Here is a 14,609-nt window from a genome sequence, read left to right as displayed (position 1 = left end):
CAGGCTAGTCTTGATAACCCCGACGCTGGCCGTTCACAGCCAGCGTCGACACAGATGCAAGCTCAGTGAACCTGTCCGATAACATTGCCGGGATCCAAACGATGAACAACCAGATCAAGACACTGATGAGCCAGGCCGATGAATTGCGCAACGGCATCCACGACCTGGCCGAACGCACCCATAACTATCAACTCAATCTCGCCGGTATCGAGCGCTGCGTGGACACCATCAGCCACTGCGTCACCCTGGTGGGCAACAACCGCGTCGCGGCTATCGCCGCCAAGGATCAGCGCAAGATCATGGCTGAGCTTGAAAGCGCCGTGGATGAATTAAAGGAGCTGCTGCAGCGCTGATGAACATACTTAACCTGGGCGACCTGACCCCCGAACGCTTCCTGGCCGAATACTGGCAGAAGAAGCCGCTGCTTATCCGCCAGGCCTTTCCCGACCTGGAGCCGGTCATCGAGGCCGACGATCTGGCAGGCCTGGCCTGCGAAGAGGATGTGGAAGCACGCATCGTGTTGCAGGATCCCGCCAGCGATCACTGGGAACTGCAGCAGGGGCCCTTCGAGGAAGAACATTTCGGCCAGCTGCCCCCGTCCCACTGGACCCTGCTGGTGCAGGCCGTGGATCACTGGGTACCTGAAGCCGCCGAGCTGATGGCACAGTTCGACTTTATCCCGCGCTGGCGTCTGGATGACCTGATGGTCAGCTACGCCGTGGATGGCGGCGGTGTCGGACCGCACTATGACAACTACGATGTGTTCCTGATTCAGGCCGCCGGCCAGCGGCGCTGGGAAGTCGGCGGCGAATTCAATTCAGACTCGCCGCGGCGCAGCGATGCCCCCGTGATGATCCTGCCGGAATGGGATGCCGAGCAAAGCTGGGTACTGGAGCCCGGTGACATGCTCTATGTACCGCCGCGTCTGGGGCACAGCGGCATCGCCGTGGGCGATGGCTGCATGACCTACTCGGTAGGCTTTCGTGCGCCCTCCCATGGCGAAATCATGCGCAACTTTACCGACTTTGTCGGTGAGCGTCTGAGCAACGAACTGCGCTACAGCGATCCCGATCTGAAACCTCAGGCCAACGGCGCCCAGATTGGTGACGATGCAATCGCACGGGTGCGCGGCATTCTCAGTCAGTACATGAATGACGATGCGCTGCTGGGAGAATGGTTTGGCCGCTGCATGACCGAGCCCAAGTATCCGGATCTGGATCAGCAACCCGAAGAGCCCGTTAGCTGCGAAAACCTGCGCACCTATCTGGAGTCCGGCGGCACCCTGAGCCGCACCGAGGGCGCCCGTCTGGCCTGGCGGCGCAGCAGCAACGGCTGCGAACTCTTCGCCGATGGCATCCGCTATACCGGCACAGAGGCACAGGAATCGCTCTTCAGCGGCATTTGCAACAGCGGCGGCCTGGATCTGGGAGATGACACGGATCTTGAGCAGGCCCTGGAACTGCTGACAAAACTGATCAATCAGGGCATCTTCTACGCCGACGATCAGGACTGAATACGAAAGCAGGGGCAAGGGCCAAGTTAACGTTTAACGAACCTGCCCCAACCTTGGCTCCCACCCTGCGCTCTGACCTACAAAAAACCATTCCACAACAAAGGCTGCCTCGGCAGCCTTTGTTATTTCTACTAACTTTGGGCTCGCAGCGGCTGATTCAGCCTTTGGGCGCCGTTTTCAGCATCGACGGGCGCTGACTGAAACGCTCAAACCAGGCCCTAAGGCCGATATGAGTGTCGCGCCAGTTGAAGTCAGGAAAGCGGAAACCGAGATATCCCAGCGCGCAGCCCAGAGTGATGGTGCCGATATCGACTCGCTGCTCAGCCGATGCACCGGCGCCTTCGATGACTGCGATGTCGCGCTCCAGCAGATCCAGCGTGCGGGCGATCTTGCCCATCTGGCCGGCTTCCCAGTCATCCCACTGCAGCGCCTCTGGCCGGGTGATGCGCTCATAGCGCGCCAGCAGAGCCGCATCCAGCAAGCCATCGGCATGGGACTGCAGTACCAGCGCCGCCCAGCGCGCCTCAGCCTGGCCGAAAAGCGTGCCGCCGGCCTGGCTGTCGAGGTATTCGCAGATGACACGGCTGTCACACAACACCGCGCCTGCATCGGTTATCAGGGTGGGCACCTGCCCGAGCGGATTAAAGGCCGTGATCGTCAGATTGGGGTTCACCGGATTGGCCGCCGCGCTCAGCAGTTCGAGCCGATCAACCAAGCCCAGCTCATGGGCCGTAACCAATACCTTGCGCACAAAGGGAGATGCCGCCGAGTAGTAAAGTTGCATAGGGAGTCCCTGGCCATCCGTAGTTTCGAAGCTGGCAGAATACTCCGGCCCCCGGGGCTGAACAAGCCGCCCCTGCATCAAAGCGCAGCCTCAGCTCTCTTCTATCTTGCTGAACAGATCATGCAGTTTTTCGGCCCGGCTCAGGCGCTCAGACGCCCCACGCCCGATGTGATCCGACACAGAGGCGCAGAGGTAGTTCAGCATACTGAAACCGGAGATGTAGGAATCGAACAACGAGGTACTCTGCACCATGCAGCGCAGCGTCCAGTCTGCCAGGTTCACGGTCTTGTCCTCGGTATGATCGGTCAGATAGAGCACCTTGGCACCCAGTTCACGGGCATAGGTCATGACGCGATTAATAACTTCCTTGCGCCTGCGAAAACCGATCACGATCACCATGTCCTGCTCGGTCAGCCCACAGAGATCCTTTTCGATCGCCTGGGCCGGGCGCGGCAGCACCTCGACACAGGAGCGCAGCTGTATCAGCTGCTGGCGAAAATAGAGCGCCGGCATGTAGCTGTTGCCATAGCCGATAATCCAGATCTTGTCTGCAGCCTCAATGCACGGAATGACTTCCCGCAGCGTATCCTCGCTCAATGCCTCAAAGCTGCGCAACAGGTTCTCCATCTCGCAGTCAAGGTGCTGCTTGATTTCACTGCGAAAATCCCCGGCATGGTGATCGAAGGTGTTCAGATAGCGCGGCGAACCTTCAGACTTGGCCTCACGCACCTGCTTGCGTATCTCGCGGAAATCCTTGTACCCCAGACGCTTGATCAAGCGGGTTGCCGCGGCATTGGACGTATCGGCACGCTCGACCAGCTCGGAAATGGAATGGGTCGCAAGGTCACCGGGAAAGTCGATGATGATATCGGCAAGCAGCCGCTCACTGCGGGGCAGCTCTTCATATATCTCGCGCACGCGATCTTCGATTGGCAACTTCATAGCTATCCCCCTGTACCGACCCGTCTTGCCGGTGGCCTGAATCCTGATTACGCCATTCTATCTTCTCTGCACCGACAGTGCTGCGACCAAGGTACTGTTAAAACACAGAAATGCTCTGCCCCGCCCCAGCGGGTGTTTTTTTAACGGTGCCAGCCAGGCCGACCCTGCACCTGGATGTACACAAAGCCAGAACTACGGATTGCATCGCTCGCGCTTGCACGCCAAAGAGTCTGTGCATCTAAAGCACCCCTTTATTGTTTATTCACATTAAACAGGCGCCGGAACGATAATTTGTTTCAAGTATATATTAACTAAAAATTTGTTTTCATTTTGTATACATTAGCAGTTAAACATCAGCACAATCTTGTTCCGGTCAAATAAACATCATGCATAAAATTAATGTTGTATCAGTGCCTCCATAAACTCACCCAGTAAAAGATATGCTATTCACCGCCGCACCTTGTACAGCTGCACCCAAAAAACCTCGCCTATACACTTTCTGCTAAGTGGCAGGTCAGCTGCACAAACAAAAATGCCCCCCGGCTTTTAAGCCGGGGGGCATTAAGAGAGTCTATCTGCGTCTTACTGTTAACCCATCCACTGGGTCGCCTGTGCAAAGATCAGGAACGCCATGGCAATGACAATCCAGATACAGAACAGCGGCAGGAAGAACTTGACCCACTTGTTCCAGCCCACACCCGCCAGCGCCAGGGTGGCCATAAAATAGCCTGAGGTTGGATACAGGATGTTGCTCAGGCCGTCACCCAGCTGATAGGCGAGCACAGCAGTCTGGCGGGTAACGCCGATCAGGTCGGACAGCGGCGCCATTATCGGCATGGTCACCAGGGCCTGGCCACTGCCCGAGGGAATGACGAAGTTGAAACCCAGCTGCGATACAAACATGCCGATTGCGGACAGCATGGATGGGAAGCCCCCCACCAGCCCGCCCAAGCCATGTACCATGGTGTCCATGATATGGCCGTCTTCCAGCACCACGGCAACGGCACGGGCCACACCGCAAATAAAGGCACCGACCAGCACATCCCGGAAACCTTCGTTAAAGCCTTCACAGATATCCGCAGTCTTGAGCCCGGCAATCAGACCGACAACCACACCCATAATGACAAAGAGGCCGGCCATTTCCATCATGAACCAGTGACGCTCCAGCACACCCCAGACCAGAATGCCGAAGAAGGCGAAGGCAGCCACCGCAGCCAGCTTCTGCCGCGACGTCGCTGTCAGGGCACCCTCAGACTCGGCATGCAGGTAACGCTTGCGCTTGTCAGCTTCAGCCGCATCGCCGTTCATCAGGCTCAGCTCGGGGTTATTGCGCACCCGGCTGGCGTAGCGGATCACGTAAGCCACACCGGTTAGAAGAATCGCCACAAACGCCATGGAGCGCAGCCCCATGCCGGAGAATACCGGCAAGCCCGCCAGCTGCTGCCCCAAACCGGTATTGATCGGGTTGAGCACACCTGCCGTAAAGCCCGCCGTGGTCGCGCAGAGCGCAACCCCCGCCGCGGTGACCGAATCGAAGCGCAAGGCAATCATGAGCGGCAGTATCACCGGCACATAGACCAGCGCCAGTTCCTGGGTGCCGATTAACGTTGCAATGACCGCAAATGTCACCATCAGCACCGGAATGACCACTATGCTGTTATGCGCAAAACGACGCGTCAGCTTGTCGACACCGATCTCGATAATGCCGGTTCGCCGCAGCACCATGAACATGCCGCCGATGATAAAGGTGAAGAACACCACCACCCCGGCATCCATCAGGCCACGGGGTATTGCGAGCATGAAGTCCTGCAGGCCAACAGGCGTCGAATCAATGATTCGGAAGGAATCAGGATCAATGGTGGTACGGCCATTCGGGCCGGGTATGCGGTCATACTGACCGGCCGGCACTATGTAGGTCATCAAGGCCGCAATGGCACTGAAAACGAACAATATGACGTAGATATGGGGCATCTCGAATGATTTTCTGGTCTTCACGTCAACCTCCGGGGCTATCGTGTGGTTACCAGACAGAGACTCAGCCACACCTGGGTTGCTGCTGTTGGCGTCTGCCATAGTATATACACCTCATTTATGTTTTTTATTGGTGAACCCGCTTTTGTTCTCAGGACTACCTTGAGGCCTGTCAAGGCAGCCACGGGCAGCGTCATCTTTTCCTGACGCGTTACTCGAGCCTCTCGCCGCGGTGAAAACACCGACGGCGTGCTCCGCTGCCAGGATCCATCACATACACGAATTAGAAAATTTCGGGCACATCCCTGCACCAGCCAACAAATGATAATTAATTTTCAAAGAAAATAAAAGTGAAAATATAGTATTGATTAAGAGAACAGATTGCGTACAATCCTGTTTCGAAGAGCGTCCTACTCGGCGTGAGTTATATAAGATCACATGAATACAGCCGACCAATTAACTGACTATTTGATCAGGAAAATTACCGGAATATATTAACTGAGGCGATAAGGCTGAGTTAAGTATTATCGGCACAAGCGACGGCGCCCTTCGGCGAATAACTGAATATCAATAAGATGGAAAAACGACCATGACCAATACTGCGATTGATCTTGCAACCCGCTGGCCCAACCTGGCCGACGACCGTTTTGGCGCCGAGGTACTGTTCTGCACCGACGATTTCTTCGCGTCAGCCAGCCGCATGCTGTCTCACACTGAGCCGCAGTGGAAAGAAGGACTGTTCGACGACAATGGCAAGTGGATGGACGGCTGGGAGTCCCGCCGCAAACGCTGTGAAGGCTTTGACTACAGCATCATCCGCCTGGGGCTGCCAGGCACTATCAAGGGTATTGACCTGGACACCAGCCATTTTACCGGTAACTTTCCGCCATCGGCGTCGGTAGACGCCTGCCAGTGCGACAGCGGCGAACCAAACGCAGATACACGCTGGACGGAGATCCTGCCCTCAGTCGCCCTGTCCGGCAATGCGCACCATGTCCACCCCATTACGGATGAGCGTAGCTGGACTCACCTGCGACTCAATATCTACCCGGATGGCGGCATAGCCCGTCTGCGTGTATGGGGACGGCCGCAGTCGCGTATTGAAGCCGGCAGCCAGACCCCCATCGACCTCGCCGCCGTAGTGCACGGCGGGCGCACCCTGGCCTGCAGTGACGAACACTTCGGCCGCATGGCCAACATTCTCAACCCTGGCCGTGGCATCAATATGGGGGATGGCTGGGAAACCGCCCGCCGCCGCACACCTGGCAACGACTGGGTCATAGTAGCGCTGGGGCACCCTGGCGACATCCAGCGTATCGAGGTCGATACCGCCCACTTCAAGGGCAATTACCCGGACAGCTGCTCTATTCAGGCGGCCTTTGTCAAAGGTGGCACCGATGACCAGATCGAAACCCAGAGTCTGTTCTGGCAGGAGTTGCTGCCGACTCAAAAACTGCAGGCCCATGAACAGCACTTTTTTGGCCCTGAGGTGAACCCGATCGGCACCATTACCCATGTGCGCCTGAATATCTTTCCCGATGGCGGCATCAGCCGGTTGCGCCTGATTGGCACACCTGTCGACAACGCCCACAGGGAGTCCTGATCGATGACCAGAAGGCTGAAAATAGAAGCACTGGAACGTACCGCCTTTGCACCCTTCGGGGATGTAATCGAAATGGATGGCAGCAAGAATTTTGCCATCAACGGCGGCGCGACCATACGCTATCACGATATCGGGCGGATAATTGCAGCCCCCCAGGATGGCCACGCTGGCATCAGCCTGGCGCGGTCACAGCCCCTGCCCTCACCGTTATCCATCAAAGTGCTGGAGCGCCACCCACTCGCAAGCCAGGCATTTATACCCCAGGGTCAGAGGCCCTTTATCGTTGTCGTGGCACCGGCGGGGGAACAGCCTGAGAGCCCGGATATCCGTGCCTTTCTCTGCGACGGCACTCAGGGCGTCAACTACCACCCCGGTGTCTGGCATCACTCGCTGCTGGCACTGGCCCCCGATCAGGACTTTGTACTAATCGACCTCATTACACAGAAGCATAACTGCGATGAGCACCATTTAGCGGCTGACGCGCAGCCAGTACTGGACTTTGCACAGTTGCTGTGTGACTAAGGGTCGTTGACCGGGTGCCCGTCGGCAGAGGCCGCAAGACGAGGCACCCGTTTAAATTCGCGATCAGTCTTGCCACAACCCCACATCCTCAGTGGGAAGCCCGTTCACCCCAGATATCCTGCAACCGCGAAACGCGCCTGCACGCGGCTTTGTAGTAGCGGTAGCGGATCGGATTCTTGATGTAGTAGTCCTGGTGCCCTTCCACCACGGGATAGAAACGTGTTGCATCCAGCACCGGCGTGACGACCGTGCTGTCGGCAAACTCGTTCACAACTTGCTGGCGGGATGCCTCTGCCAGGGCGCGCTGGCTATCATCCAGCACAAAGATGGCGCTCAGGTAACTGGGCCCCTTGTCACAGAACTGCCCCCGGCTGTCGAACGGGTCGACGTTCACCCAGTAAAGATCCAGCAGCTGCTGGTAGCTGATCAACTTGGGGTCGTAGGTGATCTCAATCGCCTCGTAGTGTCCGTCGTGATTACCGTCATACACCGGGTTCTCCAGGGTGCCGCCGGTAAAGCCGGATACCACATCCGTCACCCCCGTCTGGGGCTGAAACGCCTGCTCCATGCACCAGAAACAGCCACCGGCAAAAATGGCCTTGTCGGCCAGCACCGCTGAAGGTTGCAATGCGCCCAGCAGCGCCAAGGTTGCGATTGCGTGAATTTTCATGGGTTCCACCTCGGTTAATCTCAGACTGAAGGTTAGTCTGCCCCAGGCCGACCCCATTCAGCCTGGCGCATGGCTGATGACCCGGTTGCCACCGAGTTGAATAAGCAGGCACGTATAAGATAACGGTATAAAAACAACAGCGACTAAGGCGCCGTCTAATTTGCACCCTGCAATGGCTTAAGCCCCGGGCCCATACTGGCAGCCTGTCGGACTTAACACGGATCTACTCGGCTCGGGCATCCTGCTTCGCCCTGCATCCTGCATCCATGCAGTCGTGCGGAAAAGCCGATTGTCTCCGGTAGAGAGAGGGGCATTTTTTGTACTCTTTCATGGCTCCACTATTCACCAGCGACATCCCTGTCGCTTTCCCCATAGGCAGCTCATGCTGTGTAAATCGGCTATCCTGCCGATTTATCGCCTTAAAAGAGCTCAAAAATTGCCTTATTCCATCGTCGGGAGCGATTGAATGTGCAATATATCCCAGCGGCATAACCTGCAGCGCCTGGTGCCTTTTATTATTCAAACCGTCAGGATATTACGATAACCGGCCACCTCAACCTCGAATGGCAGCGTTCGACGCAGGTGGTCACGCATGCCCTCAAGCGCATCGGGATCGCCGTGTACCAGTTGAATTCTGGTGCCGGGTTTGAGCGCCGAAGCTGCGAGCCAGTTGCCTATATCCACATAGTCACCATGGCCGGACAAACCGTGCAAGGTTCTGATCCGGGCGCGGTTTTTCACCCATTCACCATGAATTTTCACACTGTCAACGCCTTCCTGCATCTTGGCGCCACGCGTGCCACCCGCCTGATAGCCTGTCAGCAGTACCGTCGTGCGGTGGTCCGATAGCAGCGCTTTCAGGTGATGCAGTATCCTGCCCCCCGAGACCATACCGCTGCCGGCGATGATGATATGGGGAAAAGGCTGGTCGCCCAGCGCCCGGGAACCTTCCACTGTTTTCACATACTGCACGGTCCGGCACATGCGCCGGCAATCATCGGCACTCAGGCGATGCTCTGCATGAAAACGGCAATAGATGTCGGACACGTCAATCGCCATCGGACTGTCGAGGAACACCGGCATCCTCGGAATCCGGCCATCCGCCATCAAGGTGGCCAGCATATGCTGCAGCACCTGCGCTCGCCCCACCGCAAAACTCGGAATCAGCAGCACCCCGCCGCCCTTTGCGGTCTCATTGACAACATCCCTGAGCTGCTCATAAGGATCAATCTCTTCGTGCCGGCGATTACCATAGGTGGACTCAAGCATCAGCAGGTCGAGTTCCGGCAGAGGCTTGGGCGGGCGCATAAAAAGGTCGTCGGGCCGACCGACATCTCCGGAAAAACCGATCCGCTTACCCTCGGCCTCAATGATGACACAGCCGGCGCCCAGAATATGGCCAACCGGCTGCAGGGTGATTTTCATGCTGCCGATGCTGAACCTGTGGTCGAATTCGACCGGGTGCAGTAATTCCAGGCATTTCTCTGCCGTGGCACGATCATACAGCGGCTCAGGATGGGCATGCTTGCCCAGACGATGACGACCGTAAAAACGCGCATCCTCTTCCTGCAAATGACCGCTATCGGGTAGCAGCACACCACAAAGCGCCTGCGTCGCCGGATGACAATAGACAGGTCCCCGGTAACCGTCGCGATACAACACGGGCAAATAGCCCGAATGATCAAGGTGCGCATGGGTCAGAATGACTGCATCAAGTTGAGCTCGATCCAGCGGCAAGCCCTGCCAGTTGCGCTCGCGCAGCCATTTGTAGCCCTGAAAAAGACCGCAATCCACCAGCACCTGGGTATCACCGCTACTGACCAGATACTTGGAACCGGTAACAGTTTCAGTACCGCCGAGAAAAGTGATTTTCATGGTGTGCCTCCTGTTGCATACAGCTTAGTCCGACAGCCCCCATAAAGCCGGACAAGCTCAGGTGCGCACCTGCGGGTTGATGATATTTGCCGGGCGCCCGGCAAAGAACTGTACGACGTTGGAAAATGCGGCGTCGAAATAGAGCTCATAACCCGCGCGTTCGACATACCCCAGATGGGGACTGCAGAGCACCTTGTCCATTTTCAGCGCCCAGTACCCGGCGTCGATAACAGGCTCCTGTTCATACACATCCAGTGCCGCCCGACCAGGACGACCCAACTGCAGCGCCTGTTGCAAGGCGCCGGGCTCAACAAGCTCGGCACGGCTGGTATTAACAAAAAGCGCATCGGTTTTCATGCGGATCAGATCCTCGTAGTGCACAAGACCACGGGTATCGGCGTTCAAGCGCAAATGCAGACTCAGCACATCGCAGGCGGTAAAAAACTCAGCCTTGCTTGCAGCCACACCCAGCCCCAATTCACCGGCGGCTCGGCGCGAATCTTCGCGCCCCCACACCAGCACTTCCATATCAAAGGCCTCTGCATAGCGCGCCAGACGACGGCCGATCTTGCCAAAACCCCAGATACCCAGTGTCTTTCCGGCCAGACAGTCGCCAATATTCACCTGCCAGCGCCCCTGCTGCATCGCGTTAACCGCCGGCACCAGACCGCGCATCGCCGCCATGATCAGCGTCCAGGTGAGCTCAGCCGGCGCCACCGGCGACCCTGTTCCTTCGGCAATGGCAACACCGCGGCGATGACAGGCCGCAACATCAATATGCGCCGCGACCTTGCCGGTCTGGCTGATGAGTTTAAGGCGCGGTAGCCTGGCCAGCAGCGCGTCGTCGATACAGGTGCGCTCACGGGTCAGCACCAGCGCATCGGCCGAGGCAAAACGGGCCACCAGGGTATCCATGCTGGCAACTGAGTCATGGTAAACCTCGACCTCGAAATCCCGCAGGCGGGAAAAGCAGTCCAGCCCCTGCACTACATGCTGATAATCATCCGGTATTACAACTTTCACGATAGTGCTCCTGAGGTAGAATCTGCCTGGCGACAGGCCGGTCGCAGGGATACTCTATAGCGATGCTCCAAGGCACGCCAGAATCGTGGCCGTTACAGCACTCATGCACATCACGGGGTGTTGTATCGCGGGATTAGCGGGCGGCTTCATGCTCAACAGACGATTACAGCACTATCAGGAAGATACGCCCATGCTCGGTGACAGCCACCGCAAAACCCCCATTCCACGCGCGTCGCTCATGAGCATTCTGGTATACCTGCGCCCCTATAAACGCCAGATTGCCTATGCCCTGGGCGCGCTGCTGTTCACCGCGGCCATCACGCTGTCGATCGGCCAGGGCGTGAGACTGATCATTGATCAGGGATTTACAACCGGCTCCACCGCGCAGTTGCGCCACTATGTGCAGCTCTTTCTGCTGCTGGTCATCGCTTTGGCGCTGGGCACCTTTGCGCGCTACTACTGGGTCACCTGGCTTGGCGAGCGCGTGGTCGCCGATATTCGCAGCCAGGTTTTCAATCACCTGATTGATCTGCACCCCGGCTTTTTCGAAAGCAATCGCGGGCTCGAAATACAGTCACGCCTCACCGCCGATACCACCTTGCTGCAGGCCGTGATCGGCTCATCCGTTTCAGTGGCGCTGCGCAACCTGATCATGATGCTGGGCGGCACCGTCTGGCTGTTTGTCACCAACGCCAAGCTCAGCGCGCTGGTGCTGCTGTGCGTGCCGCTGGTGGTGGCACCGATTATCCTGTTTGGCCGGCGCGTGCGCGGGCTGTCCCGGCGCAGCCAGGACAGTATTGCCGATGTGGGTGTCTATGTAGGCGAAGTGCTGGGGCAGATCAAGACCGTGCAGGCCTACAATCATCAGCCGCTGGACAAGACCCGCTTCAGCACCGTGGTCGAACAGGCATTTGCCGTCGCACGGCTGCGCGCGGTGCAGCGCGGCCTGCTGATCAGCATTGTTATAGTGCTGGTGCTCGGCGCCGTGGGGCTGATGCTCTGGGTGGGCGGACTGGACGTTATCGCAGGACGCATTAGCGCGGGCGAGCTGGCGGCTTTTGTATTCTACAGCGTTATTGTGGGTGCCGCGGTGGGCTCGGTGAGTGAAGTGATCGGCGATCTGCAGCGTGCGGCAGGCGCCGCCGAGCGCATCGTCGAGCTGCTGGCCAGCGAAAATGAAATTACCGCGCCACTGGCGGGCCTGCAGCGGCTCCCCCCACGCATCAGCGGTACAATAGAACTGCACAGCGTGGGCTTTACCTATCCAGGTCGCCCCGAAACGCCGGCCCTCGACGCCATCAACCTGCGCATAGACCCCGGCACAACCCTTGCTCTGGTAGGCCCCTCCGGTGCGGGCAAGTCGACCCTCATCGACTTGTTGCTGCGCTTTTTCGACTGCAGCCAAGGCTACATTAGCGTTGATGGTATCGATATACGTACGCTAGACCCTGCCGACCTGCGCCGCTGCTTCGCCCTGGTATCCCAGACACCGTCGCTGTTTTTTGGCACCATCGATGACAATCTGCGCTACGGCAAGCCCGCTGCGAGTCAGCAGGAAGTGGAAGCGGCAGCCCGGGCCGCCCACGCCCACGACTTTATCTGCGCCCTGCCCCAGGGGTATCAGACCCGCCTGGGCGATGCCGGCAGTGGCCTATCCGGCGGACAAAAGCAGCGTTTGACCATTGCCCGCGCCATCCTTACCGATGCGCCCATCCTGCTGCTGGACGAAGCCACCAGCGCACTGGATGCCAGGAGCGAGCGTGCCGTACAACTGGCGCTCGAAAGCCTGATGCACGGTCGTACCACCCTGGTGATCGCACACCGTCTGGCGACGGTGCAGTCAGCCGATCGCATCGCGGTGCTGGACCACGGCCGCCTGGTCGCCCAGGGGACGCATCAGGAACTGATACAGACCTCTGCCCTCTATGCACAACTGGCCAAGCTGCAGTTCGATACGCACAGCTAGCTGCGAACGCGGCGTCCTACGCCACCCAGACCCTGGCTGCATTGTGCCAGCCCAGGCACTCGAATCCCTGCTGCGCTGCGCCGCCAGCGCACTCTATGACGCCCCAAAATCCGCCCGCAAGCAAATATGCAATTACCACCCGCAGACTCGTTTGCTACTGCGTTTGCCAATGCCTCCCGCGACCCCGCTCTCAGGAGCTGAATGCCCTGCGCACGAATATTTTGCAGCCGCAACGCAGCATCATATCTTTGCCATTACACTTAACACGGATCTTGATCTAACAGAGTCACGGGCGTCCGGGCACAGGCACTGTGCTTGCGGCCAGCGCCATTGTGGCAGCCACAGGAGAATCAGCATGATAGAACTCAAAGTGTGCAAGATGGGTAAAGGCCTGGGCGTAGAGCTGCCAGCCACGGTTATAGAGGCACTGGACGCCCACGAAGGCGATACCGTCTATCTGGTGAACATGCTAAATGGCAGCTATCGGCTGGCGCGGCACGACGAAAATTTTGTTGAGGAAATGGAACTGGTCGACGGCATGATGCACGAGGAAGACGCCTGAAGCTCAGGCGCCATGACGACAGCCTGCCCTGCGCGCAAAAAGGCGCGCAACAATGAAAAAAATCATCTGAAGTTGCCGGCACCTGCGATGCGAAATCGAAATCGCTGCTGTATGATGCTGTGCCTTATGTGTCTGTATTTATTATTAATTCCATCGTCACCGCCGGGAATATAATGAAAAAACTATCTGCATCGCTATTATTGGTACTGGCTTCATCGTTGTCCCTGGCCCATAGCGAACCTGCCGCCAAAACATCGGTCGCGGTCGAACAAAACACGAAAATTCACCTGGCCTCGGCCAGCGCAGCCATCGTCGAACTTAAAAGCGGCAAACGTCTGTACGACAAGAATGCGAATGTGCCGGTGCCCATCGCCTCCATCACCAAACTCATGACGGCCATGGTCATCCTCGACGGCAAGCAGTCGATGAAGGAAAACATCACCTTCACCCGCAACGACCGTACTCTGGCCCACAACTACTATTCGCGCATTCGCACCCAGTCTGAACTCAGCCGCGCCGATGCCATCCGCATCATGCTGATGTCCTCTGAGAACCTGGCCGCAACCGCGCTGGCCACCAACTATCCCGGCGGATTCAAGGCCTTCGTCAAGGCCATGAATGCCAAGGCCAAGGCACTGGGCATGCACCACAGCCGTTTCGTCGACTCCAGCGGCCTGTCTCCAAACAACGTCTCCACCGCCGCAGACCTGACCCGCATGGTCAGTGCCGCCGCCAAGTACGCGCAGATTCGCGACTACTCCACCACCAAGGTGTTTACCGCCAACTTCGAAAGCCCGCGCTATCGCCTGGCCTACACCAACACCAACGCGCTGGTACGCGGCGGCAGCTGGGACATTCGCCTGAGCAAGACCGGCTACCTGGATGAGGCCGGCCGCTGTCTGGTGATGCTGACGAAAATCGACAACCGCGAAGTGGTGATGGTCATGCTGGACTCATTCGGCAAGCGCACTCCCACGGGCGACGCCAACCGTATCCGTAAATGGATTCAGACCGGCGACAGTGGCGATATCGCAGGGGCCGCCCGCGACTATGAACGCACCCGCAACGCCGCGCTGCAAAAACACTAAGACAGCGCCCAGGCCTGCGAACAGCGGGCCTGCGAAAATCAGCAGATACAAAAATGCCGGCGCTTAAGCCGGCATTTTCATGTTCGCAAG

The 14,609-nt window shown here is 58.0% G+C and carries 13 protein-coding genes; 7 read left to right on the top strand and 6 right to left on the bottom strand.

Annotation, left to right across the window (positions count from 1 at the left end):
- Positions 1 to 101 precede the first annotated feature (101 nt).
- Both MRS74_RS16640 and MRS74_RS16635 read left to right on the top strand, forming a co-directional pair.
- Entirely contained in the window at positions 102 to 353 is a 252-nt protein-coding gene (locus MRS74_RS16640) for a hypothetical protein (protein ID WP_254581403.1), read from the top strand.
- The gene (locus tag MRS74_RS16635) at positions 353 to 1,513 is read left to right on the top strand and encodes a ribosomal protein uL16 3-hydroxylase (protein WP_254581402.1); all 1,161 of its coding nucleotides are present in this window, start codon (positions 353 to 355) and stop codon (positions 1,511 to 1,513) included. The genes MRS74_RS16640 and MRS74_RS16635 overlap by 1 nt, the downstream gene beginning before the upstream one ends.
- Before the next feature lie 157 nt (positions 1,514 to 1,670).
- On the opposite strand, the gene MRS74_RS16630 is transcribed toward MRS74_RS16635, so the two are convergent.
- From MRS74_RS16630 to MRS74_RS16620, 3 genes are all read right to left on the bottom strand, one after another.
- Positions 1,671 to 2,297, bottom strand: a complete 627-nt coding sequence (locus MRS74_RS16630) for a glutathione S-transferase (RefSeq protein WP_254581401.1) — start codon at positions 2,295 to 2,297, stop codon at positions 1,671 to 1,673.
- Positions 2,298 to 2,387: 90 nt separating this feature from the next.
- Positions 2,388 to 3,239 carry a MurR/RpiR family transcriptional regulator gene (locus MRS74_RS16625; RefSeq protein ID WP_254581400.1) on the bottom strand — a complete coding sequence of 284 codons (852 nt, stop codon included), beginning with the start codon at positions 3,237 to 3,239 and terminating at the stop codon, positions 2,388 to 2,390.
- Positions 3,240 to 3,827: 588 nt separating this feature from the next.
- A complete protein-coding gene (locus tag MRS74_RS16620) occupies positions 3,828 to 5,234 on the bottom strand; it encodes a YfcC family protein (protein WP_254581399.1) in 1,407 nt (468 codons plus the stop codon).
- Positions 5,235 to 5,799: 565 nt separating this feature from the next.
- On the opposite strand from MRS74_RS16620, the gene alc reads away from it, so the two are divergent.
- Positions 5,800 to 6,813, top strand: coding sequence for an allantoicase (gene alc, locus MRS74_RS16615; RefSeq protein ID WP_254581398.1), 1,014 nt, complete (start codon positions 5,800 to 5,802; stop codon positions 6,811 to 6,813).
- Positions 6,814 to 6,816: 3 nt separating this feature from the next.
- Positions 6,817 to 7,335 (top strand): ureidoglycolate lyase, encoded by a 519-nt coding sequence (locus MRS74_RS16610; RefSeq protein ID WP_254581397.1) that lies wholly within the window; start codon positions 6,817 to 6,819, stop codon positions 7,333 to 7,335.
- A gap of 88 nt (positions 7,336 to 7,423) precedes the next feature.
- On the opposite strand, the gene msrA is transcribed toward MRS74_RS16610, so the two are convergent.
- The 3 genes from msrA to MRS74_RS16595 all read right to left on the bottom strand — a co-directional run bounded on the left by msrA (position 7,424) and on the right by MRS74_RS16595 (position 10,903).
- Positions 7,424 to 8,005: a peptide-methionine (S)-S-oxide reductase MsrA gene (msrA, locus tag MRS74_RS16605; protein WP_254581396.1), complete on the bottom strand. Its 582-nt coding sequence runs from the start codon at positions 8,003 to 8,005 to the stop codon at positions 7,424 to 7,426.
- A 519-nt stretch (positions 8,006 to 8,524) separates the two neighbouring features.
- The gene (locus MRS74_RS16600) at positions 8,525 to 9,880 is read right to left on the bottom strand and encodes an MBL fold metallo-hydrolase (RefSeq protein WP_254581395.1); all 1,356 of its coding nucleotides are present in this window, start codon (positions 9,878 to 9,880) and stop codon (positions 8,525 to 8,527) included.
- Positions 9,881 to 9,937: 57 nt separating this feature from the next.
- Positions 9,938 to 10,903 (bottom strand): D-2-hydroxyacid dehydrogenase family protein, encoded by a 966-nt coding sequence (locus MRS74_RS16595; protein WP_254581394.1) that lies wholly within the window; start codon positions 10,901 to 10,903, stop codon positions 9,938 to 9,940.
- Positions 10,904 to 11,093: 190 nt separating this feature from the next.
- On the opposite strand from MRS74_RS16595, the gene MRS74_RS16590 reads away from it, so the two are divergent.
- The 3 genes from MRS74_RS16590 (at position 11,094) to pbpG (ending at position 14,519) form a co-directional block, all read left to right on the top strand.
- Positions 11,094 to 12,869 (top strand): ABC transporter transmembrane domain-containing protein, encoded by a 1,776-nt coding sequence (locus MRS74_RS16590; protein WP_438362345.1) that lies wholly within the window; start codon positions 11,094 to 11,096, stop codon positions 12,867 to 12,869.
- Positions 12,870 to 13,224: 355 nt separating this feature from the next.
- Complete coding sequence (locus MRS74_RS16585) at positions 13,225 to 13,431, top strand: hypothetical protein (protein ID WP_254581393.1); 207 nt, start codon at positions 13,225 to 13,227, stop codon at positions 13,429 to 13,431.
- A gap of 173 nt (positions 13,432 to 13,604) precedes the next feature.
- Positions 13,605 to 14,519, top strand: a complete 915-nt coding sequence (gene pbpG / locus MRS74_RS16580; RefSeq protein WP_254581392.1) for a D-alanyl-D-alanine endopeptidase — start codon at positions 13,605 to 13,607, stop codon at positions 14,517 to 14,519.
- The last annotated feature ends 90 nt before the right edge of the window (positions 14,520 to 14,609 follow it).

The sequence above is a fragment of the Marinobacterium sedimentorum genome (assembly GCF_024267675.1).
In the GTDB taxonomy this organism is placed as follows: Bacteria; Pseudomonadota; Gammaproteobacteria; order Pseudomonadales; family Balneatricaceae; genus Marinobacterium_A; species Marinobacterium_A sedimentorum.
This window is presented reverse-complemented; position numbering and strand designations above follow the sequence as displayed.